Genomic DNA, 24987 nt, shown 5'->3' on the forward strand with positions numbered 1-24987 from the left:
TCACTTAGCCAGGGATGCTGATGACCTTCGAATCCCCCAGTTCGATATCCGGGGCCCGGCGCGTCGCACGCGTCGCGGCCGCGGCCGGCCTGGTGGCCGCGCTCGCCGCGACGGGCGCCGTGCCCGTGTTCGCGGCGACCGGCACCGGAACCGGAACCGGAACCGGCACGCCGGGCACCGGTCCGGCCGTCAAGTCCGCCGACCAGAAGCTCGGTTCGGCTGATGCCGGGCTGCTGCAGGAGGCCAAGGCCAAGGGTGACGCGACCGTCACCGTCATGGTGGCCACCGCCCCCGGGCAGACCAAGCAGGTCGCCGACCAGCTGGCGTCCGTCCAGGGCGCGTCGGTCGGCCAGGCCAACGACAAGCTCGGCTACGTGCGGGCCACCCTGCCGACCGGCAAGGCCGAGGCCGCGCTGAAGGCGGCCGCCAAGCTGTCCTCCGTGCACGCCATGGACCTCAAGCACGAGATCCAGCTCCCGGACCCGCGCCCCGACGCGGGCAAGGAGTCGGGCCAGGTGCAGAAGACCGCCTCCGAGAACTACGCGGCACCGGACAAGAACACCCCGGCGAAGAACCCGTACAACCCGTCCTTCGAGACCGGTTCGGTGGACTTCGTCGCGAAGAACCCGCAGGCCGACGGCCGCGGCGTGACCATCGGCATCCTGGACTCCGGCGTCGACATCTCCCACCCGGCGCTGCAGAAGACCACCACCGGCGAGCGCAAGATCGTCGACTGGGTCACCGCGACCGACCCGATCGCCGACAACGACGCCACCTGGCGCCCGCAGATCACCCCGGTCTCCGGCGCCTCCTTCACCGCGGGCGGCCAGAGCTGGAAGGCTCCGGAGGGCTCGTACCAGTGGAGCCGCTTCAGCGAGTCGATCACCGCCAACGGTGACATGAAGGGCGACGTCAACCGCGACGGCGACACCACCGACCGGTTCGGCATGCTGTACGACGCGGCCGCCGGCACCGTCCGCGTCGACACCGACCAGGACAACGACTTCACGAACAACGAGCCGATGAAGCCGTACAAGGACGGCTTCCAGATCGGCTACTTCGGCACGGACAACCCGGCGACCGAGGTCGCCGAGCGCATCCCGTTCGTGATCCAGATCCGCAAGGACGTCCCGATGGACCCGCTCGGCGGGGACTGGGTCGGCAAGAAGGCCGACTTCGTCAACATCGGCATCATCGAGTCCGAGCACGGCACGCACGTCGCCGGCATCACCGCCGCCAACAGCCTCTTCGGCGGCAAGATGAACGGCCAGGCGCCCGGTGCCAAGCTCGTCTCCTCCCGCGCCTGCTCCTGGTCCGGCGGCTGCACCAACATCGCGCTGACCGAGGGCATGATCGACCTCGTCGTCAACCGCGGCGTGGACATCGTCAACATGTCGATCGGCGGCCTGCCGGCGCTGAACGACGGCAACAACGCGCGCGCCGAGCTCTACAAGAACCTCATCGACACCTACGGCGTGCAGCTCGTCATCTCGGCGGGCAACGAGGGCCCGGGCGTCAACACCATCGGCGACCCCGCCCTCGCCGACAAGGTCATCTCCGTGGGCGCCGCGGTCTCCAAGGAGACCTGGGCCGCCAACTACGGCTCCGGCGTGGCCAAGAAGTACAACATGTTCAACTTCTCCTCGCGCGGCCCGCGTGAGGACGGCGGCTTCACGCCCACCATCACCGCCCCCGGTGCGTCCATCAACACCATCCAGACCTGGCTGCCCGGCGCGCCGGTGAAGGAGGCGGGCTACAACCTGCCGGCCGGCTACGGCATGCTCCAGGGCACCTCGATGTCCTCGCCGCAGGCGGCGGGCGCCGGCGCCCTGCTCCTCTCGGCCGCCAAGCAGCAGAACATCAAGCTGACCCCGGCCGCGATGCGCGTGGCGCTCACCAGCACCGCCAAGAAGATCGAGGACGTCCCGGCGCACGCCCAGGGCTCGGGCCTGCTCGACGTCAACAAGGCCTGGGAGTCCGTCCAGCGCGACGCCAAGGCCAACGAGTTCACCGTCAAGGCGCCGGTCGACACCGCGATCGACCAGTTCCTGAAGACCCCGGGCTTCGGCACCGGCCTCTACGACCGCGAGGGCGGCCTGAAGGTCGGCCAGAAGAAGGTCTACAACGTCGTCGTGACCCGCACCACCGGCGTCAAGTACGGCACCCGCCACAACCTGAGCTGGCGGAACAACGACGGCACGTTCAAGATCCTCGGCGGCTACGACTACGTCACGCTGCCGCTGAACAAGCCCGTCACCATCAAGGTCGAGGCCAACGCCAAGACGGCCGGCGTACACAGCGGCATCCTCCAGCTGGACGACGAGACCACCGAGGGCATCGACAAGCAGATCCTGACCACGGTCGTCGCCGCCACCCCGCTGGCGCAGCCGTCGTTCACGCTGTCGGACACCTCCTCCGTGCAGCGCAACAGCCACAAGTCGTACTTCGTCACCGTGCCGCAGGGCGCGAAGACCCTCGAGGTCGCCCTCGGCGGCCTCGCGGCGGGCAGCCAGACGCGCTTCATCTCGATCCACCCGTACGGCGTGGGCGTCGAGGACAGCGCCACCACCCAGTGCTACCCGAACTACGACAACCCGGCCAACAAGTGCCGCCCCGACCTGCGTTCCTACGAGAACCCGGCCCCGGGCGTCTGGGAGATCGAGGTCGAGTCGCGCCGTACGTCGCCGCTGCTCGACAATCCGTTCAAGCTGGACGTCAGCGTCCTGGGCGCGGGCTTCGACCCGGCGGTCAAGGTCCTGCCCGAGGTGAAGCAGGGCACCCCGGCCCCGGTCCAGTGGACCGTCAAGAACGAGGCCGCGGCCATCTCCGGCGGCAAGCTCCAGGGCGGCCCGCTCGGCTCCGCGAAGGTCGCCAAGCCGACCATCGCGGGCGGCGAGCAGCAGACCACCACGGTCACCGTCGGTGAGGGCGTCTCCCGCCTGGACGTGGCGATCGGCAAGACCTCGGACACCGGCGCCGACCTCGACCTCGACGTCTTCAAGGACGGCGTGAAGGTCGGCTCCTCCGCCGACGGCGACTCCGAGGAGTCGGTGAGCCTGGCCAACCCGGCCGCCGGCACCTACACCATCGTGGTCACCGGCTACGCGGTTCCGGCCGGCTCCACCACGTACGACTACCGCGACGTCTACTTCTCCGCCGGTCTGGGCTCCGTCCAAGTCGACGAGGGCGCCGCGCTGAACCTCGCCAACGGTGCCTCGGTGGCCGTCTCGGCGAACGTCGTCGCGAACGCCCCGGCCCCCGAGGGCCGGCAGTTCTTCGGCGAGGTCAAGCTGCTGAACTCGCGCGGCACCGCCGCCGGCACCGGCAGCGTGCAGATCGAGAAGGTCCTCCCGTAACGACGGGGTCTTCCGGCCGCATGACCGCTTGACGCATGGCGAAGGGGCGGGCGCCCACCGGGCGCCCGCCCCTTCCGCATGTCCCGGGCCGGCCTCGCACTGGGTTCGGCGAGGCGATCATGTCGAAGTCCAGGCAGCGGCCGCGGCGGCCCGCCGCGGGCACGGCAGACCGCACCGTAACCGGCCGCCACCTGGCAAAAGGGGCGTTCGGGGGCGTCGCAACACGGCCGCCACACATTCGTCACAGGGGTACACAAGCGGAACATCGTCCGCCCCTCGGACAATGGATTGGACAAGCCTCGTGGGGTCGAACGCATGATGGCTTCACGCGCCCGCGTCGCACGCACCAGAAGGAGTCACCGTGAGGGTTGGAATCGTCGGAGCCACCGGCCAGGTCGGCGGAGTCATGCGCAGCATCCTCGCCGAGCGCAAGTTCCCGGTGGAGGAGCTGCGGCTGTTCGCCTCGGCCCGCTCCGCGGGCTCCACCCTGGAGTGGGGGGGCCGCGAGATCACCGTCGAGGACGCCGCCACGGCCGACTACACCGGCCTGGACATCGTGCTGTTCTCCGCGGGCGGCGCCACCTCCAAGGCCCTCGCCGAGAAGGTCGCCTCGCAGGGCGCCGTCGTGATCGACAACTCCTCCGCCTGGCGCAGGGACCCCGAGGTCCCGCTGGTCGTGTCCGAGGTGAACCCGCACGCGATCAAGAACCGCCCCAAGGGCATCATCGCCAACCCGAACTGCACCACCATGGCCGCCATGCCCGTGCTGCGCCCGCTGCACGAGGAGGCCGGGCTGACCGCGCTGGTCGCCACCACCTACCAGGCCGTGTCCGGCTCGGGCCTGGCCGGTGTCGCCGAGCTCAAGGCGCAGGCGTGCGCCGTCTCCGAGGCCGCCGACCAGCTCACCTTCGACGGCGAGGCCGTGGAATTCCCCGAGCCCGGTGTCTACAAGCGCCCGATCGCCTTCAACGTGGTGCCGCTCGCGGGCAACCTCGTCGACGACGGCACCTTCGAGACCGACGAGGAGCAGAAGCTCCGCAACGAGTCCCGCAAGATCCTGGAGATCCCGGACCTCAAGGTCTCCGGCACCTGCGTGCGCGTCCCGGTCTTCTCCGGCCACTCGCTCCAGGTCAACGCCCGCTTCGCCCGCCCGATCAGCGTGGAGCGCGCCTACGAGCTGCTGAAGGACGCCCCCGGCGTCGAGCTGTCGGAGATCCCGACCCCGCTCCAGGCCGCGGGCAAGGACGCCTCGTACGTGGGCCGCATCCGCGTCGACGAGACCGCCGAGCACGGCCTCGCGATCTTCCTGTCCAACGACAACCTCCGCAAGGGCGCGGCCCTGAACGCGGTCCAGATCGCCGAGCTCGTCGCCGAGGAACTCGGCCGGGCCTGACCGTCCTGCGCAGGGGTGGTGCCGGATCCCTTCCGGTGCCACCCCTTCGTACTGCTCACAGCGCCAGGTGGCGGCGGAGTGCCGCGTCCACCTGCGCCATGCGGGGGCGGGGCACCCGCCCGATGCGCCGGCCCAGGCGATCCGGCGCCACCGCCCGCACCTGCTCGCACTGCGCCTTGGAATCCTTGACCAGCCCGCACTCCTCCGCGGGGAGCAGCACCTGGAAGGTGAGCACACGGGCCGTGTTCGACGTGACGGGCACGACGGTGACGACGCCCCTGCCGTGGAGCTCGACCGACTGGTTCGCCCCGTCGTTGGACACGATGACCGCCGGACGGACCTTGTTGGCCTCACTGCCCTGCGACGGATCAAGGTCCACCAGGTAGATGTCCCCCCTACGCATCGGTGACCCCGTCCCCGACCGTCCGGTCCCACAGTGCGGCGTCCTCGCCCTCGTCCCACTCTGCGAACGCCTCGGTGTACTCGGCTTCCAGTTGCGCGGCCCGCAGCAGGCCGATGGCGGCGTGTATCACGGCCGAGCGTGACTCCGCGTCCGTCCTTGCGGCGTACTCGTCGACGAAGGCAACGTCCTCCTGCGGCAGGCTCACACTGATCTTCATACACATGATGCTACTGCGGTAGGAAGAGACGTACTACCCCAGGATCGCAGTCGGCATGGAAGGATGACCAAGAACGTCACCATCGAAGGAGATGAACGCGTGCCAGGCACGAATCTGACCCGTGAAGAGGCTCGGCGGCGGGCGAAGCTGCTCAGCGTCGACTCGTACGAGATCGACCTCGACCTGAGCGGGGCACAGGAGGGCGGTACGTACCCCTCCGCGACGACCGTGCGCTTCCGGTCCGCGGAGGCGGGCGCGGAGACCTTCATCGACCTGGTCGCGCCGACCGTGCGCGAGGTCGTCCTCAACGGCACGTCCCTGGACGTGGCCGCCGTGTTCCGGGACTCGCGGATCACGCTGCCCGGGCTGCTCGCCGGGGACAACGAGCTGAAGGTCGTCGCGGACTGCGCGTACACCAACACGGGCGAGGGCCTGCACCGCTTCGTCGACCCGGTCGACCAGCAGGCCTACCTGTACACCCAGTTCGAGGTGCCGGACGCCCGGCGGGTTTTCGCCAGCTTCGAGCAGCCCGACCTGAAAGCGACGTTCCGGTTCACCGTGAAGGCCCCCGAGGGCTGGACGGTCATCTCGAACTCCCCGACGCCGGCCCCCGCCGACGTCCGGGACGACGTCTGGCGCTTCGAGCCGACGCCGCGCATCTCCACGTACGTCACCGCCCTGATCGTCGGCCCGTACCACTCGGTGCACAGCGCCTACGAGCGCAACGACGGCCAGTCGGTACCGCTCGGCATCTACTGCCGGCCCTCGCTGGCCGAGTTCCTGGACGCGGACGCGATCTTCGACGTCACGCGGCAGGGCTTCGACTGGTTCCAGGAGAAGTTCGCGTACGACTACCCGTTCGCCAAGTACGACCAGCTGTTCGTGCCGGAGTTCAACGCGGGCGCGATGGAGAACGCGGGCGCGGTCACCATCCGCGACCAGTACGTCTTCCGCTCGAAGGTGACGGACGCGGCGTACGAGGCCCGCGCCGAGACCATCCTCCACGAGCTGGCGCACATGTGGTTCGGCGACCTGGTCACCATGGAGTGGTGGGACGACCTGTGGCTGAACGAGTCCTTCGCGACGTACACCTCGATCGCCTGCCAGGCGTACGCCGAGGGCACGAAGTGGCCGCAGGCCTGGACCACGTTCGCCAACTCGATGAAGACCTGGGCGTACCGGCAGGACCAGCTGCCGTCCACGCACCCGATCATGGCGGACATCCGCGACCTGGACGACGTCCTGGTCAACTTCGACGGCATCACGTACGCCAAGGGCGCCTCGGTGCTCAAGCAGCTCGTCGCCTACGTCGGCACGGACGCCTTCTTCCAGGGCGTGCAGGCGTACTTCAAGGCGCACGCCTTCGGCAACACGCGCCTGTCGGACCTGCTGGGCGCCCTGGAGGAGACCTCCGGCCGCGACCTGGCGGCCTGGTCGAAGGCGTGGCTGGAGACGGCCGGCATCAACGTGCTGCGCCCGCGGATCGAGACGGACGCCGACGGCGTCATCACCGCCTTCGCGGTCGCCCAGGAGGCTCCGCCGCTGCCCGCCGGCGCCCAGGGCGAGCCGACGCTGCGCCCGCACCGGATCGCGATCGGCCTGTACGACCTCGACGGCGGCAAGCTGGTGCGCACCGACCGGATCGAGCTGGACGTCGACGGCGAACTGACCGAGGTGCCCGAGCTGGTCGGCCGTACCCGCCCGGCGGTCGTGCTGCTCAACGACGACGACCTGAGCTACGCGAAGGTCCGCCTCGACGAGCAGTCGCTGGCGGCGGTCACCGCGCACCTGGGCGACTTCACCGAGTCGCTGCCGCGGGCGCTGTGCTGGGCCTCGGCCTGGGACATGACCCGGGACGGCGAGCTGGCCACCCGCGACTACCTGTCCCTCGTCCTGTCGGGCATCGGCAAGGAGTCGGACATCGGCGTCGTGCAGTCGCTCCACCGGCAGGTGAAGCTGGCGATCGACCTGTACGCCGACCCGGCGTGGCGGGAGCAGGGCCTGGCGGCCTGGACCGAGGCCGCGTTGGAGCACCTGCGCGCCGCCGAGCCGGGCAGCGACCACCAGCTGGCGTGGGCCCGCGCGTTCGCGGCGACGGCCCGCACCGAGGGCCAGCTGACCTACCTGAAGGCGCTGCTGGACGGTGCGGCCGAGGTCGAGGGCCTGGTCGTGGACACCGAGCTGCGCTGGACGTTCCTGGAGCGGCTGGCCGCGACGGGCGTCGTGGACGAGCCGGAGATCGCCGCGGAGCTGGAGCGCGACCGTACGGCGGCGGGCGAGCGGCACGCTGCGACGGCGCGGGCCGCGCGTCCGACGGCCGCGGCCAAGGCGGCGGCCTGGGCGTCGGTGGTGGAGTCCGCGGACCTGCCGAACGCGGTGCAGGAGGCGGTGATCGGCGGCTTCGTCCAGACCGACCAGCGCGAGCTGCTGGCCCCGTACACCGCGAAGTACTTCGAGATGGTCAAGGGCATCTGGGAGAGCCGCAGCCACGAGATCGCCCAGCAGATCGCGATCGGCCTGTACCCGTCCCTCCAGGTCTCCGAGGCGACGCTGGCCGCGACGGACGCCTGGCTGGCCTCGGCCGAGCCGAACGCGGCGCTGCGCCGCCTGGTCTCGGAGTCCCGCGCGGGCATCGAGCGGGCGCTGAAGGCCCAGGCGGCCGACGCGGCCGCGGGCGCGGCCGGCGCCTGATCCCGCCCGGCGGTGCACACACCCGGTGCCCCGGCCCGCTTCGGCGGGCCGGGGCACCGGCGCGTTCTCATGCGTGCGGGGAGGCCGTCCGCCGCGCGGCCACGTCCTGCAGGGCCCGTACCACCCGGGCCAGCGCCGGGGCGGCCTCCGCTCCGCGGCGGGTGGCCGCGATGACGTGCCGGGTGGGGCGGTCGTGGGCCAGGACGCGGACCGCCACGCCCGCGGCCCGGCTCGACACCATCCGCGGAACCAGGGCCACGCCCATCCCCGCCTCCACCATGGCGAGGATCGCGGTCCAGCCGGCCGCCGTGTGTGCCTGCTCGGGGACGAAGCCTGCCGCCTCGCACGCGGTGCGGGCGATCTCCTGCCAGGGGCCGCTGCCCCCGTAGATCCACGGGTCGCCGGACAGGTCCGCCAGCCTCAGGCCGGGTGCCCGCGCCAGCGGGTGGTCCGGCGGCAGGGCCACGTCGAGCGGGTCCTCCAGCAGCGTGATCCGGGTGAACCGGGCGTCCCGCGCGGTCGGGGTGTGGGCCGCCAGCGACAGGGCCAGGTCGACCATGCCGGCGGAGAGCAGCTCGTACGACTCCGCGGCCTCGGTCTCCCGGACCCGTACCTCCACCCCGGGGTGGGCCGCGCGCAGGGCCGCGACCGCCGGGACGACGAGCACCGGCACGGCGGTGGAGAAGGCGCCGATCCGGACCTCCCCCGCGTCCCCGGCCAGGTAGCCGGCCAGCTCCGCGTCCGCCCGCTCCAGCTGCGCGAACACGGCGTCCGCGTGCCGCAGGACGAGCTGCGCGGCGTCCGTGAGGCGGACCCGGCGGCCGTGGGCCTCCAGCAGCGGTACGCCCAACTGCCGGGCGAGGTTCGTCAGCTGCTGCGAAACGGCCGAGGGCGTCATGTGCAGCGCCTCGGCCGTCGCGGTCACGGTGCCCTGTTCGGCGAGGGTCCGCAGGATCCGCAGCTTCTTGATGTCCCACTCGGTCACGGGACGAACCTACCGCCGGGCCCCCAGGCTCACACCGGCCAGGATCAGCGCCATGCACAGCAGTTCGGCCGGGCCGGTGCGCTCGCCGAGCAGCAGCAGCCCGAGTCCGGCGACGCACACCGGCTGGAGGTAGTAGACGACTCCCGCGCGGGCCGCGCCGATCAGGGAGACGGCCTTGTTCCAGGCGAAGAAGGCCACCGCGGAGGACATGACGCCGACGTAGAGCAGCATCCCGGCGGTGCCGGGGGTGACCGCGAAGCCGCCCTGGAGCCGCAGCGAGACGGCGTACGCGGGCGCCAGCATCAGCGCGCCGAGGACGAAGGTGGTGAGGAGGAAGGCGAGCCCGCCGAGCTCCGCGGGCCCCCGCCGCAGCAGTGCGCTGTAGGTGGCGAACGACAGGGCGGCGGCGAGCATCCACAGGTCGCCGGGGCCGAAGTCGAGGCCGGGGGAGCCGTCCCCGACGAGGAGCAGCACGCCGAGCACGGCGAGGAGCAGGCCGGCGGTGCGCCGCAGGCCCAGCCGTTCGCCGCCGAGGCGGGCGTACAGGGCCATGACGACCGGCGAGGCCGCCATGATCATGCCCATGTTGGAGGCGGAGGTGGTCAGTCCGGCCTGGTGGACGAGGGTGTTGTACAGGGCGACGCCGAACAGCGAGGCGAGGGCGGTGAAGCCGATGTGCTTGCGGATCAGCGCCCGCTGCCGCCAGGCCTGCCGGGCGGCGAACGGGGCCACGGCGACGGCGGCGATGATCCAGCGCCAGAAGACCGCCTGGACGGGCGGGACGCTGTCGGCCATGCCGCGGGTGGCGACGAAGCTGCCGGACCAGACGACCGTGGCGGTCAGGGCGAGGAGCACACCGAGCCCGGCGGGCCCGGAGGCCCCGGTTCCCCTGCTCGCTGCCCGGCCTGCGGGCGTGGTGGTGCGGACCCGGTCCATGACGGCCACGGTGTGTCTCCCCCTCGTGGTCTGGTGTTCGGCTGCTGGTTGGCCTACCGTCGCACCCGCACACCGCTCAGGTCCATCGAAACGTTTCGATAGTTCTCTTCAGAGGAACTGAAAGATCGGGGCGCGGCTGCGGCGGCCCGGGCCGCGAACAGCTGGCCGGCGACGGTGGCGCCGAAGGCGATCGCCATGCCCAGCAGTTGTACGGGCGTCAGCGCCTGCCCGAGGGCGGCCCAGCCGATGACGGCCGCGGTGAGCGGGGAGAGCGGTCCGAGCAGGGTGACCGAGGTGGCGGTGAGCTGGCCGATGCCGCGGAACCAGAGCCAGTACGCGATCCCGGTGTTGATCAGCATCATGTAGCCGTAGCCGAGGAGGGCCTTGCCGTCGAGCGCGGGCGGCGCCCCCTCGACGAGGGCGGCGAGCGGGATGATGACCAGCCCGCCGGCGGTGAGCTGCCAGCCGGTCATGGCCAGCGGGCCGACCCCCTCGGGGCGCCCCCAGCGCTTGGTCATGACGGTGCCGGCGGCCATGGAGGCGGAGGAGACGAGTCCGGCGAGGACGCCGACCGCGTCGAGCCGGGCCTCGGCGGTGAGCACGACCATGCTGACGCCGAACGCGGCCGTGACGGCGGCCAGTACGGTCCGCAGCCGCGCCCGCTCCCCGAGGAGCAGGGCGGCGAGCCCGACGACGAACAGCGGGCCGACCGAGCCGAGGACGGCGGCGACACCGCCGGGCAGCCGGTACGCGGAGAGGAACAGCAGCGGGAAGAAGGCGCCGATGTTGAGCGTGCCCAGCACGGCGGCCCGGCCCCACCAGCGGCCGGTGGGCAGGGTCCGGGACAGGGCGGTGAGCAGCAGCCCGGCGGGCAGGGCCCGCATCACGCCGGTGAACAGGGGCCGGTCGGGCGGCAGCAGCTCGGTGGCCACGGCGTAGGTGGAGCCCCAGGAGACGGGGGCGAGGGCGGTGAGGGCGACGGTGGCGAGGCGCTTCATGACGGGTACTCCTCGATGCGGTGAGGAACGCGGGCGTAAGGCCGACGGGGCGGGGGCGGGGCACCCGGCCGGTCGGCGGCCGGCCGGTCGGCGGCCGGTCAGGCGGCGGCCGGTCAGGCGGCGGCCGGCGAGGCCGGGGTGGGCGCGGCGCCGTCCGCGCCCCGGGCGGCCGGCCCCTGGGCCACGGGCGCGGCCGACGGCTCGGCGTACACGGCCTCGGCCGGCAGGTGCCGCTCCAGGCGGATCAGGGCGAGTGCCGCACCGAGGGCGGCGGCGGCGAGGACCGCCCAGGGCAGCCGGCCGTCGACGGCCAGCAGGGAGGTGAACAGGGACGGGGCGAGGGCGGTGGCCAGCGAGTAGGACAGCTGGTAGGTGGCGAGGTAGCGGCCGCGCACGGCTTCCGGGGCGGCGGAGACCGACAGGGCCCCGCCCGAGGGGCTGTGCACCAGTTCGCCCAGGGTGTAGACGACGACGATGGCCAGCAGGGCGACCAGGGTGGCGGTCTGCCCGGGGCGCAGCGTGCCGAGCACGATCTGCCCGACGAAGGCGGCGGCGAAGAGCAGGGCCCCGAAGGCGGCCGAGCGGGTGCGGCGGGCCCCCGAGCGGCGGACCCGGCTCGCGACCAGGACGCCGATCCCGGCGCACAGCGCGGTGTTGACGGTGAACGCGGCTCCGGTGAGGGAGTCGGGGCCGTGCAGCCAGGTGGCGATGTAGAGCGGGAAGAGCACGGACAGGGCCGCATAGCCCAGCGCGGTCAGGAAGTTGGCGGCGGTGAGCCCGAGGAAGGGCCGGTCGCGCAGCACCATCCGGTACCCGGCGGGCACCCGCCCGGCGGGGCCGGCGGGGGCGCCGGCCGCGGGGCGGACCCGGGAGACGAGCAGCCCGGCGAGGGCGAAGGCGAGCGCGTTGCCCCAGGCGGTGTGGGTGAAGGCGGAGGTCCCCCAGAGGGCCAGCACACCGGAGACGAGCAGGGCGCCGGCGCCCATCCCGGCGTTCTGGAGGGCCCGGAGGGAGGCCTGGAGCCGGTCGCGGGCGGAGCCGAGCGCCACCTCCCCGATGAGGGACTGCTGGACCACGGGGAACGAGCGGTCGGCCAGGGCGGTGACGAGCGCGACGGCGGCGAAGGCGGGCAGCGAGTCGGCGAGCGGGTAGAGCGCGAATCCGAGTGCGCGGACGGCGTAGAGCACCAGGTTGGCCCGCTTGGCGCCGAACCGGTCGACGGCGGAGCCGGCCAGCGGCATGAACGCGAGGCCGGCGAGCCCGGTGGCGGTCAGGACGAGGCCGACGAGGGCGAAGGAGAGCCCGGTGACGTGGTGGAAGAAGACCAGCGAGAACGGTATGTACATACCGATGCCGACGGCGCTGATGCCGGCGCCGACGAGCAGTGGCCGCTCCCCCGCGACGCGTTCCGCCCGTGTCCCCGCCGGTGTCCTCGCGCCTGCCGTTGCCATGGATTCCCCCCGAGTAGGTCGATGGCAAGTAGCTTACTCCTAAGCTACTTTCCGTCAAGCAACTTTCTTGCGAACGATCGGGGAGAGTCGGATACTGCCGCCATGACCACCGAGGCCAGCAAGGACGCCGTCGACGCGATCATCGACCAGTGGGCCGTGGTGCGGCCGGACCTGGAAACCGCTCCCATGGAGCTCTTCGGGCGCATCTACCGGATCGCCCGGGCCATGGGGGACGCGATGGAGCGGGCCTACGCCCACTACGGGATCTCACGCGGCGAATTCGACGTCGTGGCGACACTGCGCCGCTCCGGCGCGCCCTACACCCTCTCGCCGCGCCAACTGTCGGCCACGCTCATGCTCACGACGGGCGGCATGACGGGCCGCCTGGACAAGCTGGAGAAGGCCGGGCTGCTGTGCCGCAAGCCCGACCCGCACGACCGGCGGGGACTCCAGGTCGTGATCACCGACCGCGGGCTCGCCCTCATCGACGAGGCCGTCAGCGCCGGCCTGGAGGTGCAGCGCGCCGCGCTGACCGGACTGACCGAGGAGGAGGTCGGCGTACTCAGCGGCCTGCTGCGCAAGCTGCTCGCCGGCCTCTAGCGGGGAGCCGCCCCGTTGCCCCGGCCGCGGGAACCGGAACCGGGGCCGGAGCCGGGGCACGACAAGGCGCCGGAGGTCCGCACGGAGCCCGATGCCCATCGCATCGTCCTGCGGACCTCCGGCGCCCCGGAAGCCGTGGAATGTGTGCCGTGCCGGTCCCGGACGGGACCGGCGCTGCTCAGGCCTGCTTCTTCTGCGGCCGGTCCGACTTGTCGAGGACCATCACGAGACCCGCGATGACCAGGAACAGCACGATCGGCAGGAACACGAACAGGCCGAGGGTCGCGGCCACGCTCATGCCCGCGCCCGGGTCGTCGCCGTCGTCGCGGGTCAGCGCGAGCGCGGGAGACGTCATCAGCAGCAGCATCAGCGCCGATCCGGCCGTGACGGCACCGGCGCGCAGGGCGTTCTTGTTGTCCACGGTGCAAACGTAGCGAACACCTAAACGGGGCGCGCGCCCGGGGGTGCCGTACGGGCCCGTGCGCCCTCCCGCACCGCGCTCAGCAGGGCGTTCGCGCGAGGTGAGGCGGCCAGCTCCTCCAGGGTCAGCGGCCGTCCCGCGGCGTCCGCGAGCGGCAGCCGCCAGTTGGGGTACTGGTCCCAGGTCCCCGGCAGGTTCTGCGGCCGCCGGTCGCCGACCGCGTCCGGCAGCCATACGCCGACCAGCCGCGCCGGGGTGCGCAGCAGGAACCCGTACAGGGCCGCGACGGCGGCCTCTTCGCCCTTGGTGTCGAGGCCGAGCGCCGCGAGCGCGTCCAGCCACCGCGCGGTGTCGGCGGCGTCCTCGGCCCGCTCCTGCCCGACCGGGCGGGCCAGCAGGCCGAGCCGGTCGCGCAGTTCGACGTGGCTGCCCGCCAGCTTGGCCGCGGAGGGCGGCAGATCGTGGGTGGTGGCGGTGGCCAGGCAGTCGGCCCGCCAGGCCCCGGGCGGCAGCGGCTCCCCGCCGCCCGCCCAGTCCCGTTCGAACCACAGCACGGAGGTGCCCAGCACCCCGCGCCGCGCCAGCTCCCGGCGCACCCCGGGCTCCACCGTCCCGAGGTCCTCGCCGATGACCAGGGCGCCGGCCCGGTGCGCCTCCAGCACGAGGAGGGCGAGCATCGCCTCCCCGTCGTAACGGACGTACGCGCCCTCGGCGGGCGGGAAGCCCTCCGGGATCCACCACAGCCGGAACAGCCCCATCACATGGTCGATGCGCAGCGCCCCGGCATGGCGGAACACCCCGCGCAGCAGCTGCCGGAACGGCGCATACCGGGTCGCCTCCAGCCGGTCGGGCCGCCACGGCGGCAGGCCCCAGTCCTGGCCGCGCGCGTTGAAGGCGTCGGGCGGCGCACCGACGCTGGCGGTCTCGGCGTACAGGGGCAGGCCGAAGACGTCCGAGCCGTTCGGGTGCACCCCGACGGGCAGGTCGTGGACGATGCCGACCGCCATGCCGGCCTCGCGGGCGGCCTGCTGGGCGGCGGCGAGCTGGGTGTCCGTCAGCCACACCAGCCAGCGGTGGAAGTCGGCGCGCCCCTTCGGGTCCTCGCCGGCGCGCCCGGCGCACCAGCTCGCGTGCCGGTCGAGGGCCGGTCCCTGCCGGACGCGGAACTCGCGGTAGGCGGCCTCCCGTTCGGGGGTGGGCGGGACGGCGTACAGCAGCTCCAGGGCGGCCCGTTTGAGCTCCCAGACGGCGTCCCGGTCGATCAGCGCCCCCTTGTCCAGCACCGCGCGGCGCAGGGCGCCGCCGCGGGCGGCGAGTTCGGCGAGGGCCTCGCGGTCGGGGCAGTCGGCGTACTCGGGGACGTCCTCGATCCGCAGGTGCACGGGGTCGGGGAAGCGGCGCGAGGACGGGCGGTACGGGGACGGATCGGTCGGCGTCCCGGGCACGGCCGCGTGCAGCGGGTTGACCTGGATGAACCCGACCCCGTGGGTGCGGCCGGCCCAGCGGGCCAGGTCCGCCAGGTCGCCGAGGTCGCCCATGCCCCAGGAGCGCTCCGAGAGCAGGGAGTAGAGCTGGACGAGCAGCCCGTGGGTCCCCCGCTCGGGCGCGGCGGGGGCCCGCTCCGGGGCGACGATCAGCGTGGCGGTGCCGGTGCGGCCGTCGGGGGTCTCGGCGTGGAGCCGGTGCACGCCGAGCGGGGGGACGGGCCCGGAGCCGGGCTGCCACTCTGCCGTGGCGCCCGACCCGCCGTCCTCGCCGTCCTCGCCGTCGTCGCCGTCGCCCTCCGGCTCCAGCTCCAGCCGGAACCGCGTGCCCGGCGGCAGCGCGGCCGGCTCGGCGGGCGGCGCGGACCCGGCCCACCACACCAGCACGCCCGGCAGCAGCCGCTCCGCCGCGGCCCGTTCCGCCTCGGCGAGCTCGGCCCGGACGTCCTCCGGGGTCTCGGTGTGCACCCCCAGCATGCCGAGCACGCGGACGGTCGTGGCCTCCGGCACCCGGACGGTGACGCCCTCGGCGGGCTGGTAGGTGGTGGCGACGCCGTGCAGCGCCGCGAGCCGGGCGAGGTCGTCCATATGTGTCCCTGGGTCGGTGTGGAGGGGGCCGGCGGGCCGAGCGGCCTCGGGGAGGCCGCTCAGCCGCCGGCGGCGGTGGCGGCGATGTCCACGGGGTGGGGGCCTTCCTTTTTCCGTGCGGGCGGTGAGGGCGGGTCAGGAGCAGGGAACAACGCCGTTCGACACCGCAGCCATACCCAGCGCACGGCCCGGCATTCCTGGCGGTTCTGGGTCAGAACACCCGCCCGCATTGACACTCCGCCCGCACGGGTGGTGGGCTCGGGCTCGTTCGTACGAGCGGGGGACGCAGGCGGGACGAGGAGGCTTCGTGCAGCTCAAGGGCAGGAAGCGGACCACGGCGGCGGCCATCGCCGTCATAGGCGCGCTGGTGGGCGGTGCGGTGGTCGCCGGGCCGCTGGGCTCCCTGGTGGCGTCCAGCGCACCGGACGCGGCAGGCGGCCCCGGCCCGGGCGTCGGCACCGGCAACGGCACCGCCGCCGCTCCCGGAGGTGCGCCGTCCGGCGCGGCCGCCGGCCCGCTGCTCGACCCGGGCGCGACCGTGCAGCGCACCGCCGCCGAAGGGCCCGCCGTGTGGCCGCGGCCGCAGTCGATGACCGCCGATCCGGCGCGGGAGGTCCCCCTGGGCGGCCAGGCCGTCCTGGTCGCGGCGCCCGACGCCGATCCGCACGCGGTCGACGTGGTCCGCACCGCCCTGCGCGAGGCGGGGGTCCGCATCCTGCACGAGCCGGGCCCCGGGGCGCCGCTGCCCGAACGGGGCACCGTCGTACGGCTGGACGGCCCCGGCGCGGAGGAGGCGCTGCGGGCGCTGGGCGCCACCGAGGCCGGGGACCTGCCCCGCGGCGGCTACCGGCTGGCCGTCGGCAAGGCCGCGGGCCGGGACACGGTCGCGCTGGCCGGCGTGGGCGAGGACGGGCTGTTCCACGGGGCGCAGACACTGCGCCAGCTGCTGGCGGCGGGCGGGGCGAAGGTGCCCGGCGTGCGGGTGCGGGACTGGCCGGCCGCGCCGGTCCGCGGGATCACCGAGGGGTTCTACGGGCAGCCGTGGACACAGGAGCAGCGGCTCGCGCAGCTGGACTTCATGGGCCGTACCAAGCAGAACCGGCTGCTGCTGGCGCCCGGTGACGACCCGTACCGCACCATGGAGTGGCGCGCGGAGTACCCGCGCGCGCAGCAGGACGAGTTCCGGGCGCTGGCCGAGCGGGCCCGTGCCAACCGGGTCGTGCTGGCCTGGGCCGTGTCGCCCGGTCAGTCGATGTGCCTGGCCTCGGCCGCCGACCGGGCGGCGCTGGCCCGCAAGCTGGACGCCATGTGGGAGCTGGGCTTCCGCGCGTTCCAGGTGCAGTTCCAGGACGTCAGCTACTCGGAGTGGGGCTGCCGGGCGGACCGGGTCCGGTACGGGACCGGCCCGGCGGCGGCCGCGAAGGCCCACGCGGAGGTCGCCGGGGAGCTCGCCGCGCACCTGGCCGCACGGCATCCGGGCGCGGCCCCGCTGTCGCTGCTGCCGACGGAGTACCACCAGAACGGCGCCACCAAGTACCGCACCGCCCTGGCCGACCGGCTCGACGAGCGGGTGGAGGTCGCGTGGACGGGCGTGGGCGTGGTGCCGCGCACGATCACCGGCAGGGAACTGGCCGGGGCCCGCAGCGCCTTCGGCCAGCACCCGCTGATCACCATGGACAACTACCCGGTCAACGACTGGGACCCGGGCCGTATCTTCCTCGGCCCGTACACGGGACGCGAGCCGGCGGTCGCGGGCGGCTCGGCGGGGCTGCTGGCCAACGCGATGCAGCAGGCCTCGCTGTCCCGGATACCGCTGTTCACGGCCGCGGACTTCGCCTGGAACCCGGGCGGCTACCGGGCCGGGGACTCCTGGGCGGCGGCCGTCGCCGAGCTGGCGGGCCCCGACCCGCGCGCCCGCAAGGCCCTGGCCGCGCTGGCCGGCAACACGGCCTCGTCGGCCCTGGCCCTGCCCGAGTCGGCGTACCTGCGCCCGCTGGTGGACGAGTTCTGGCAGGCCCGCGGCACGGGCGACGCGGCGGCCGGGGAGCGGCTGCGGGCGGCGTTCACCGCCATGCGGGAGGCGCCCGACCGGCTGCCCGGCCTGGCCGGCGAGGCCGGGCCGTGGCTGGCGCGGCTGTCGGCGTACGGCACGGCGGGCGAGCTGGCGGTGGACCTGCTGCGCGCCCAGACCCGCGGGGACGGGGCGGCGGCCTGGCGGATCTCGCAGACGCTGGCGGAGGCCCGCAGGAAGCTGGCGGAGCCGGACGCCGCCGGGCGCGTCGACAAGTCCGTCCTGGACGCCTTCCTGGCGAAGTCCGCGGCGGAGGCGGACGCCTGGACGGGTGCGGCCCGGCAGACGGGCACCGTGACCCGGGAGCCGGGTGCCTGGACGGTCCGGCTGGACTCGGCACGGCCGGTGTCGGCGGTGACGGTCATGACGAACCCGCTGCCGGAGGGCACGCGGGGCGCGGCCGTGGAGGTGCACGTGCCGGGCGAGGGCTGGCGCAAGGTGGCCCCGGCGGCGGCGTCGGGCTGGACCCAGGCGGACGCCGGCGGGGTCGCCGCGGACGCGGTCCGGCTGTCGTGGGCCGGGGAGGACCCGGTGGTGCACCGCGTGGTGCCGTGGCTGGCGGACGGGCCGGAGGCGGCGTTCGAGCTGCCGGAGTCGGTGGACGTGGAGATCGGCGGGGCCGCGAAGACGGTCACCGCGGAGGCGTCGGCGCTGCGGCCCGGCGAGGTGCGGGGACCGCTGACGGCGACGGCGCCGCCGGGCGTCGCGGTGAAGCTGCCGGCCGAGGTGAAGGTGCCGCGCGGCACCCGGGTCCAGGTGCCGGTGTCGGTGACCGTCCCGGCGGGCACGCCCGCGGGCGGCTACCGGGTGCCGGTGGCCTTCGCCGGGCAGACCCGGGTGCTGACGGTCCGCGCCGTCCCGAAGACCGGCGGCCCGGACCTGTTCCGCTCGGCGAAGGCCTCGTCGTCGGGGGACGAGACCCCGGCGTTCCCGGCCTCGGCCGTGGTGGACGGGAACGCCGCGACGCGGTGGTCCTCCCCGGCGGCGGACGGCGTGTGGTGGCAGGCGGAGCTCGCGGCCCCGGCCCGGATCGGGCTGCTGGTGTTGCACTGGCAGGACGCGTACCCGTCCGCGTACCGCGTGGAGACCTCCACGGACGGGTCGTCCTGGCGGCGGGCGGCGGCCGTGACGGGCTCCCGGGGCGGGGTGGAATCCGTCCGCCTGGACCCGGCAGACGCCCGGTTCGTCCGGGTCACCTGCGAGAAGCGCGCCACGAAGTACGGCTGCAGCCTGTTCTCGGCGGAGGCCTACGCCGTCGTCCGCTGACCGGCGGCCGCGGCCGGATCCCGGCGGATCGGCCGGAATCGGTCTGGTACGGGCGCCGGCCGGCGGCAAGACTGGGGATCATGGAAACCATGGTGTCGGTCGGCAACGGCGAGGTCTGGGCGGAGGATTCGGGCGAGGGCGCGGAAGGCAAGGCCGGCGGGCTGCCGCTGGTCCTGCTCCACCCCGGTGTCGCCGACTCGGCGGTCTGGGACCCGCTGCTCCCGGCGCTCGCCGCACGGCATCGGGTGATCCGCTACGACGCCCGCGGCTTCGGCCGCTCGCCCGCGCCCACCGCCCCGTACTCCCAGGTGGCGGACCTCACCGCGGTCCTCGACCACTTCGGGCTGGCCCGAGCCGTGCTGGTCGGCTCCAGCATGGGCGGCGCCACCTCGATCAGCCTGGCCCTGCACGCTCCGGACCGGGTGGCGGGCCTCGCCCTGTTCGTGCCCGGGGTCACCGGCTACGACGGGCTGATGGCGCCCGGGTTCGTCGAGCAGGTGGGCAAGCTGGCCGCCGCCGGTGAGATGGAGGGCATCGTCCGGCTCGGGCTCGGCATGTGGGGGCTGGCCGGCGGCGGCACGCCCGAGGCGGATCCCGTCGCGGCCGACTGGCTCAGGGGGGTGCTGCCCGCCTGGTTCTCCAGTGCCGGGCTCCAGCGGGAGGACGCCCCCGCCTTCGACCGGCTCGGGGAGATCACCGCTCCGGCGCTGCTGGCGCTGGGCGAGCTGGACCGGGTCGAGGTCGTGCGCTGCAACGAGGAGATGGCGGCCCGGATCCCCGGCTGCCGCCTGGTCCGCCTCGCCGGGTCCGACCACTACCCGACGCTGCGCGAGCCGGAGGCCGTCGCCCACCTGATCGAGGAGCTCCACGCCGAAGCGGCCGCCTGACCTCTCCGGCCGGGCAGCCGACCCGGCGCACGGCGCACGGTGCAGGGCCCGGGACACGGTGCAGGGCCCGGGACACGGTGCAGGGCCCGGGACACGGCGGCGGCACGGGGCCACGGCGCAGGGCCCCGGCAGCCGGCCGGGGCCCTCGCGCACGCCGGAGCCGCCGCGCTAGGAGGCGGCGACGCCGATGCGGTCCAGGGCGTCGTCCGCACCGTACGGCTGGAGGTACGGCATCCAGCGCGGGTCCCGGTGCCCGGTCCCGATGATCCGCCATGCGAGCCCCGACGGCGGGGCCGGCTGGTGGCGCAGCCGCCAGCCCAGGTCGACCAGGTGCCGGTCGGCCTTGACGTGGTTGCACCGCCGGCATGCGGCGACCACGTTGTCCCACACGTGCTGCCCGCCCCGGCTGCGCGGGATGACGTGGTCGACGCTCGTGGCGACGCCGCCGCAGTACATGCAGCGGCCGCCGTCACGGGCGAACAGCGCGCGACGGGTGAGTGGAACGGGCCCCCGGTAGGGGACCCGCACGAAGCGCTTGAGCCTTACCACGCTGGGAGCGGGGACGACCCGGGTTGCACTGTGCAGAAAGGCGCCGGATTCCTCCAGGGAGACGGCCTTGTTCTCCAGGACGAGGACGAGCGCGCGGCGGAGCGGTACGACGCCGAGCGGCTCGTACGACGCGTTGAGGACCAGGACGTGCGGCACGGACTGCCTCCTTGTACGCCGGCGGCGCGTGGCTCGCGCCGGGACGATCTGCTCTCCAGTCTCTCCTTACGGCTGGTCGAAGCGCCACCACGCGCCCGTAACGGGTCGGAAGTGTTTTCAACCACACTCCCTTCATCCCCAGGTGAGCCTGGTCTCTCCCTCGAACACGGCAACAGGGTCACGGGAATGCCCCGTTAGTGTGGTTGGTCTGTCCGGCACACCCCTTTCACGGGCAGACCGCTACACCTGGAGGTACCCGCCGTGCCCTGGCCCGCCGCCCTGTTGCCCCTGGCAGCCAACGCCCCGGACCCCGCCGCGTCGGTGAAGGAGGCCCACGACAGCGTCACGAACGCCGCCAGTTTCATCGAGGAGAACTGGGCCGGATGGCTGTACCTGGGCCTGCGGATCCTGCTGATCGTGGTGATCGCGGCCGCGCTGCGCTCGGTGGTCCGCAAGTCGCTGACCAAGCTGATAGGACGCATGAACCGGAGCGCCGAGGCCGTGGAGGGCACGGCCCTGGGCGGGCTGCTCGTCAACGCCGAGCGGCGCCGGCAGCGCTCCGAGGCGATCGGCTCGGTGCTGCGCTCCGTGGCGTCGTTCCTGATCCTCGGCACGGCGAGCCTGATGGTGCTGGGGACCCTGGACATCAACCTGGGCCCGCTCCTCGCGAGCGCGGGTGTGGCCGGCGTGGCGATCGGTTTCGGCGCCCGGAACCTGGTGACGGACTTCCTGTCCGGCGTGTTCATGATCCTCGAGGACCAGTACGGCGTCGGCGACAAGATCGACGCGGGGGTGGCCTCGGGCGAGGTCGTCGAGGTCGGCCTGCGCGTGACCAAGCTGCGCGGCGACAACGGTGAAATCTGGTACGTCCGCAACGGCGAGATCAAACGGATCGGCAACCTCAGCCAGGGCTGGGCGACCGCCGGCGTGGACATCCAGGTCAAGCCCACGGAGAGCCTCCCCCGGATCCGCGAGGTGGTCGGGACCATCGCCGACCGGATGGCCAAGGAGACCCCGTGGGACGAGCGGCTGTGGGGGCCGGTCGAGGTGCTGGGCCTGGAGGAGGTGCTGCTGGCCTCCATGACGGTGCGGGTGTCGGCGAAGACGATGCCGGGCCAGCAGTTCGCCGTCGAGCGCGAGCTGCGCTGGCGGATCAAGGAGGCATTCGACGAGGCGGGCATCGGGATCATCGGCGGGCTGCCGGCCGCGGACGAGGAGGAGGCCCCGGCGGACCCGTCGGCATCCGTGGCCCCGCCGTCCGCCCTGGCCAACCCGGTGTCCCCGCAGGCCCAGGCCGCGGCCCCGATCCCGGCGCCGGCCGCGGCCGGCTCCCCGCGGATCACCAAGTAGGCGCCGCGAAGAGCGCGGAGCACGAGGAGACTGCCCCCGCAGGCCAAGGCCTGCGGGGGCAGTCCCGTTGACAGGCCCCGAAAACCGACAGGAAACTTACCTGACAGTTCCGGGACGCGAGAGCGAGCGCGAGCGCCCATGACCGGCACGACCTCCCGCACACCCGGCATCCGGCCCGGCCCCGGCCCCGGCTCCGGCGCTCAGCTGTACGCGGTCAACCCGCAGGCGCCCGCGTCGCCGGCGTGGACGTCACCCCGGGCCGGATCGTCGCGGCCCGCGGCCAGGCGCCGGCCGGGGTGCAGGCGGTGACCGAGCCGGCGGCCGAGTCGCGCTGCTCGTGCCCGCCGCCGCGCACCCCGAGGGCGTGCAGCTGCGGCCGCTCCGGCGGTACGCCACCGCGCCGGCGACCGGACCCGCCTCGCCGGCGGCCGTACCGGACCCGGAGATCGTGGTCCTCTCCGGCGCGGTGCACGACGCCGGCGGGGGCGTTCTGCGCAAGCTGGTCGCCGCCGAGCTCGCCGACCTCGCCCCCTCCCGGCCCCGCCTGGTGTCCGGGACCGTACGCGAACGGCCCGTTCTGCGCGGTGCGCTGGAGAGCGCCCTCGCCGCCACCCGCGACGAGGTCTTCGACACCTCCCGCCGCTGACCCCGCCCCGTCTCCTTCGCCTCCAAGGCGTCCGTCGAAGCGTCACCCGGATCCACCTCGACCCGATTGAAAGGCCGGCGACCGTGACCATGAAACTCGCAGTGGTGGGCGGCGGTTCCACCTACACCCCCGAGCTGATCGACGGCTTCGCCCGACTGCGCGACACCCTGCCGGTCGGCGAGCTGGTCCTGATCGACCCCGCCGCCGAGCGCCTCGAGCTCATCGGCGCGCTGGCCCGGCGGATCTTCGCCCGGCAGGGCCACCCGGCCGCGGTCACCACCACCGGCGCCCTCGACGCGGGGGTCGAGGGCGCCGATGCGGTGCTGCTCCAGCTGCGCGTCGGCGGGCAGGCGGCCCGGCTGGGCGACGAGACCTGGCCGCTGGAGTGCGGCTGCATCGGCCAGGAGACCACCGGCGCCGGCGGGCTCGCCAAGGCGCTGCGCACGGTCCCGGTGGTGCTGGACATCGCCGAGCGGGTCCGGCGGACCAACCCCGACGCCTGGATCATCGACTTCACGAACCCGGTCGGGATCGTCACCCGGGCCCTGCTGCGGGCGGGGCACAAGGCGGTCGGGCTGTGCAACGTGGCCATCGGGCTCCAGCGGAGGTTCGCGGCGCTGCTGAACCTGGCGCCGGCCGACCTCCACCTGGACCACGTCGGCCTCAACCACCTCACGTGGGAGCTGGGTGTGCGCCGGGGCGGCCCGGCCGGCGAGGACCTGCTGCCGGGGCTGCTCGCCGCCCACGGGGAGGCCGTCGCCGCCGAGCTGCGGCTGCCGCACGCGGTGCTGGACCGGCTCGGCGTGGTGCCCTCGTACTACCTGCGGTACTTCTACGCGCACGACGAGGTGGTGCGGGAGCTGGGGTCGAAGCCGTCGCGGGCGGCCGAGGTGGCCGTCATGGAGCGGGAGCTGCTCGCCCTGTACGCCGACCCGGCGCTGGACGAGAAGCCGGCCCTGCTGGGCCGACGGGGCGGGGCGTTCTACTCGGAGGCGGCCGTGGACCTGGCGGCGGCGCTGCTCGGCGACGGAACCGGCCGCGGCGGCCCGGGGTCGGCCTCCGTGCAGGTGGTCAACACGCTCAACAACGGGACGCTGCCGTTCCTGCCGGACGACGCGGTCGTCGAGGTGCAGGCCCGCGTCGACCGGTCCGGGCCGGTGCCCCTGGGCGCGCCCCGGCTGGACCCGCTGTTCGCCGGGTTGATCGGGCACGTCACGGCGTACGAGGACCTGGCACTGGACGCGGCCCTGCGCGGGGGCCGGGAGCGGGTGTTCCGGGCGCTGCTCGCGCACCCGCTGGTCGGCCAGTTCGACCGCGCGGAGGGGCTGACGGACCGGCTCCTCGCGCACAACAAGGAGTACCTGCCGTGGGCGTGAACCGGCCGCCCGCCGCGGGGCGGGCCGCGGTCCTCGCCATCGACGCGGGCAACAGCAAGACGGACGCGGCCCTGGTCGGTGCGGACGGCAGGGTGCTGGGCACCGGGCGGTCCGGCGGCTTCCAGCCGCAGCTCACCGGGATCGGCGCCGCCGTGGACGTACTGGAGCGGGCCGTCGCGCAGGCCGTCGGGGCGGCAGGGCTGCCCGGGGCGGGTGGGACGGAAGGGGCGCCGTGCGTCCTCCCGTACGCCGACACGGTCTCGGCCTGCCTGGCCGGCGCCGACTTCCCGGTGGAGGAGGAGCAGCTGGCCGACGCGATCGCGGCCCGCGGCTGGGGCGCGGCCACGCAGGTCCGCAACGACGCCTTCGCCATCCTGCGGGCCGGGCTGTCGGGGGCGGAGCCGCCCCGCGGGGTGGCCGTGGTGTGCGGGGCGGGCATCAACTGCGTGGGCATGCTCCCCGACGGGCGCACCGCCCGGTTCCCGTCCGTCGGCCCGATCTCCGGCGACTGGGGCGGCGGGGGCTGCCTGGCCCGGGAGGCCCTGTGGTGGGCGGCGCGGGCCGAGGACGGCCGGGGCGGGCCCACCGGGCTGGCGGCGGCCCTGCCGGGCCACTTCGGGCTGGGCTCCATGGCCGCCCTGATCGAGGCACTGCACTTGGGGCACCTGGCGCAGCGGCGGGTCCACGAGCTGGTGCCGGTGCTGTTCGAGGTGGCCGCGGCCGGCGACGGGGTGGCCGCGGCGCTCGTGGAGCGGCAGGCGGAGGAGGTGGTGACCATGGCGTCGGTGGCGCTGGCCCGGCTGGACCTGCTCGCGCAGGAGGCTCCGGTGCTGCTCGGCGGGGGTGTCCTCACCGCGGGGCACCCGCAGCTCGACGGGCCGATCCGGGCGGGGCTGGCCGAGCGGGCGCCGCTGGCCCGGGTGTCGGTGGTCGCGGCCCCGCCGGTGCTGGGGGCCGCACTGCTGGGGCTGGACGCGGTGGGGGCGCCGTCCGCGGCCCACGCGGAACTGCGTGCCCATTTCGGGTGAACCTGCCCGCGGGGGCCCCGCGTCTGGAACCGTGACGGGCGGGCAGACGTATGGACGGTGAAGGGGTGGTGGGGATGGCGGGGCGCGTCGGGGGGCGCGCGCAAGGGGCGGTTCACGCGGGATCCGGCACCGGGT

The 24987-nt window shown here is 74.1% G+C and carries 18 protein-coding genes and 1 pseudogene; 10 read left to right on the forward strand and 9 right to left on the reverse strand.

What is annotated here, in order from left to right:
* Window positions 1-20: 20 nt before the first annotated feature.
* Both AC068A_RS02300 and AC068A_RS02305 read left to right on the forward strand, forming a co-directional pair.
* Entirely contained in the window at window positions 21-3356 is a 3336-nt protein-coding gene (locus tag AC068A_RS02300; protein WP_478579553.1) for a S8 family serine peptidase, read from the forward strand.
* A 361-nt stretch (window positions 3357-3717) separates the two neighbouring features.
* Window positions 3718-4749 carry an aspartate-semialdehyde dehydrogenase gene (locus AC068A_RS02305; protein ID WP_478579556.1) on the forward strand — a complete coding sequence of 344 codons (1032 nt, stop codon included), beginning with the start codon at window positions 3718-3720 and terminating at the stop codon, window positions 4747-4749.
* Between the two features lie 55 nt (window positions 4750-4804).
* On the opposite strand, the gene AC068A_RS02310 is transcribed toward AC068A_RS02305, so the two are convergent.
* Both AC068A_RS02310 and AC068A_RS02315 read right to left on the reverse strand, forming a co-directional pair.
* Window positions 4805-5152 (reverse strand): type II toxin-antitoxin system PemK/MazF family toxin, encoded by a 348-nt coding sequence (locus AC068A_RS02310; protein ID WP_478579559.1) that lies wholly within the window; start codon window positions 5150-5152, stop codon window positions 4805-4807.
* Entirely contained in the window at window positions 5145-5369 is a 225-nt protein-coding gene (locus AC068A_RS02315) for a ribbon-helix-helix domain-containing protein (RefSeq protein WP_478579561.1), read from the reverse strand. The genes AC068A_RS02310 and AC068A_RS02315 overlap by 8 nt, the downstream gene beginning before the upstream one ends.
* A gap of 99 nt (window positions 5370-5468) precedes the next feature.
* On the opposite strand from AC068A_RS02315, the gene pepN reads away from it, so the two are divergent.
* Window positions 5469-8060 carry an aminopeptidase N gene (gene pepN, locus AC068A_RS02320; RefSeq protein ID WP_478579563.1) on the forward strand — a complete coding sequence of 864 codons (2592 nt, stop codon included), beginning with the start codon at window positions 5469-5471 and terminating at the stop codon, window positions 8058-8060.
* A gap of 67 nt (window positions 8061-8127) precedes the next feature.
* Here the strand turns inward: pepN and AC068A_RS02325 are convergent, their stop codons facing one another.
* The 4 genes from AC068A_RS02325 to AC068A_RS02340 form a co-directional block, all read right to left on the reverse strand.
* Window positions 8128-9045, reverse strand: coding sequence for a LysR family transcriptional regulator (locus AC068A_RS02325; protein WP_478579566.1), 918 nt, complete (start codon window positions 9043-9045; stop codon window positions 8128-8130).
* A gap of 9 nt (window positions 9046-9054) precedes the next feature.
* Complete coding sequence (locus tag AC068A_RS02330; RefSeq protein ID WP_478580061.1) at window positions 9055-9981, reverse strand: DMT family transporter; 927 nt, start codon at window positions 9979-9981, stop codon at window positions 9055-9057.
* 53 nt (window positions 9982-10034) lie between these two features.
* Window positions 10035-10979, reverse strand: coding sequence for an EamA family transporter (locus AC068A_RS02335; RefSeq protein ID WP_478579569.1), 945 nt, complete (start codon window positions 10977-10979; stop codon window positions 10035-10037).
* A gap of 113 nt (window positions 10980-11092) precedes the next feature.
* Window positions 11093-12430, reverse strand: a complete 1338-nt coding sequence (locus AC068A_RS02340) for an MFS transporter (RefSeq protein ID WP_478579571.1) — start codon at window positions 12428-12430, stop codon at window positions 11093-11095.
* A gap of 102 nt (window positions 12431-12532) precedes the next feature.
* On the opposite strand from AC068A_RS02340, the gene AC068A_RS02345 reads away from it, so the two are divergent.
* On the forward strand, window positions 12533-13030 hold the full coding sequence (locus AC068A_RS02345; RefSeq protein WP_478579574.1) for a MarR family winged helix-turn-helix transcriptional regulator: 498 nt from the start codon (window positions 12533-12535) through the stop codon (window positions 13028-13030).
* A 178-nt stretch (window positions 13031-13208) separates the two neighbouring features.
* On the opposite strand, the gene AC068A_RS02350 is transcribed toward AC068A_RS02345, so the two are convergent.
* Window positions 13209-13451 (reverse strand): hypothetical protein, encoded by a 243-nt coding sequence (locus AC068A_RS02350; protein ID WP_478579577.1) that lies wholly within the window; start codon window positions 13449-13451, stop codon window positions 13209-13211.
* A gap of 20 nt (window positions 13452-13471) precedes the next feature.
* Window positions 13472-15523 carry a 4-alpha-glucanotransferase gene (locus AC068A_RS02355; RefSeq protein ID WP_478579579.1) on the reverse strand — a complete coding sequence of 684 codons (2052 nt, stop codon included), beginning with the start codon at window positions 15521-15523 and terminating at the stop codon, window positions 13472-13474.
* A 307-nt stretch (window positions 15524-15830) separates the two neighbouring features.
* Between AC068A_RS02355 and AC068A_RS02360 the strand changes: the two genes are divergently transcribed.
* Together AC068A_RS02360 and AC068A_RS02365 are read left to right on the forward strand one after the other, a co-directional pair.
* The gene (locus AC068A_RS02360) at window positions 15831-18860 is read left to right on the forward strand and encodes a beta-N-acetylglucosaminidase domain-containing protein (protein ID WP_478579581.1); all 3030 of its coding nucleotides are present in this window, start codon (window positions 15831-15833) and stop codon (window positions 18858-18860) included.
* Window positions 18861-18940: 80 nt separating this feature from the next.
* The gene (locus AC068A_RS02365; RefSeq protein WP_478579582.1) at window positions 18941-19747 is read left to right on the forward strand and encodes an alpha/beta fold hydrolase; all 807 of its coding nucleotides are present in this window, start codon (window positions 18941-18943) and stop codon (window positions 19745-19747) included.
* 168 nt (window positions 19748-19915) lie between these two features.
* On the opposite strand, the gene AC068A_RS02370 is transcribed toward AC068A_RS02365, so the two are convergent.
* Window positions 19916-20452: an HNH endonuclease gene (locus tag AC068A_RS02370; protein ID WP_478579584.1), complete on the reverse strand. Its 537-nt coding sequence runs from the start codon at window positions 20450-20452 to the stop codon at window positions 19916-19918.
* 261 nt (window positions 20453-20713) lie between these two features.
* Here AC068A_RS02370 and AC068A_RS02375 point away from each other — a divergent pair, with 261 nt between their 5' ends.
* The 4 genes and pseudogenes from AC068A_RS02375 to AC068A_RS02390 all read left to right on the forward strand — a co-directional run bounded on the left by AC068A_RS02375 (window position 20714) and on the right by AC068A_RS02390 (window position 24852).
* Complete coding sequence (locus tag AC068A_RS02375) at window positions 20714-21802, forward strand: mechanosensitive ion channel family protein (RefSeq protein ID WP_478579586.1); 1089 nt, start codon at window positions 20714-20716, stop codon at window positions 21800-21802.
* 304 nt (window positions 21803-22106) lie between these two features.
* A pseudogene (locus tag AC068A_RS02380) lies at window positions 22107-22448 on the forward strand (sugar kinase); the annotation flags it as partial.
* An 89-nt stretch (window positions 22449-22537) separates the two neighbouring features.
* On the forward strand, window positions 22538-23824 hold the full coding sequence (locus AC068A_RS02385) for a 6-phospho-beta-glucosidase (RefSeq protein ID WP_478579588.1): 1287 nt from the start codon (window positions 22538-22540) through the stop codon (window positions 23822-23824).
* Window positions 23815-24852 (forward strand): N-acetylglucosamine kinase, encoded by a 1038-nt coding sequence (locus tag AC068A_RS02390; RefSeq protein ID WP_478579590.1) that lies wholly within the window; start codon window positions 23815-23817, stop codon window positions 24850-24852. Before AC068A_RS02385 ends, AC068A_RS02390 begins: the two co-directional genes overlap by 10 nt.
* The last annotated feature ends 135 nt before the right edge of the window (window positions 24853-24987 follow it).

This window comes from Streptomyces sp. NPDC043854 (assembly GCF_056436005.1).

Bases quoted from the DNA above. Each gene is read 5' to 3' on its own strand.
- AC068A_RS02300 (WP_478579553.1), top strand. From the start codon at position 21: ATGACCTTCGAATCCCCCAGTTCGATATCCGGGGCCCGGCGCGTCGCA.
- AC068A_RS02310 (WP_478579559.1), bottom strand. From the start codon at position 5,152: ATGCGTAGGGGGGACATCTACCTGGTGGACCTTGATCCGTCGCAGGGC.
- AC068A_RS02315 (WP_478579561.1), bottom strand. From the start codon at position 5,369: ATGAAGATCAGTGTGAGCCTGCCGCAGGAGGACGTTGCCTTCGTCGAC.
- AC068A_RS02330 (WP_478580061.1), bottom strand. From the start codon at position 9,981: ATGGACCGGGTCCGCACCACCACGCCCGCAGGCCGGGCAGCGAGCAGG.
- AC068A_RS02335 (WP_478579569.1), bottom strand. From the start codon at position 10,979: ATGAAGCGCCTCGCCACCGTCGCCCTCACCGCCCTCGCCCCCGTCTCC.
- AC068A_RS02340 (WP_478579571.1), bottom strand. From the start codon at position 12,430: ATGGCAACGGCAGGCGCGAGGACACCGGCGGGGACACGGGCGGAACGC.
- AC068A_RS02345 (WP_478579574.1), top strand. From the start codon at position 12,533: ATGACCACCGAGGCCAGCAAGGACGCCGTCGACGCGATCATCGACCAG.
- AC068A_RS02355 (WP_478579579.1), bottom strand. From the start codon at position 15,523: ATGGACGACCTCGCCCGGCTCGCGGCGCTGCACGGCGTCGCCACCACC.
- AC068A_RS02365 (WP_478579582.1), top strand. From the start codon at position 18,941: ATGGAAACCATGGTGTCGGTCGGCAACGGCGAGGTCTGGGCGGAGGAT.
- AC068A_RS02385 (WP_478579588.1), top strand. From the start codon at position 22,538: ATGAAACTCGCAGTGGTGGGCGGCGGTTCCACCTACACCCCCGAGCTG.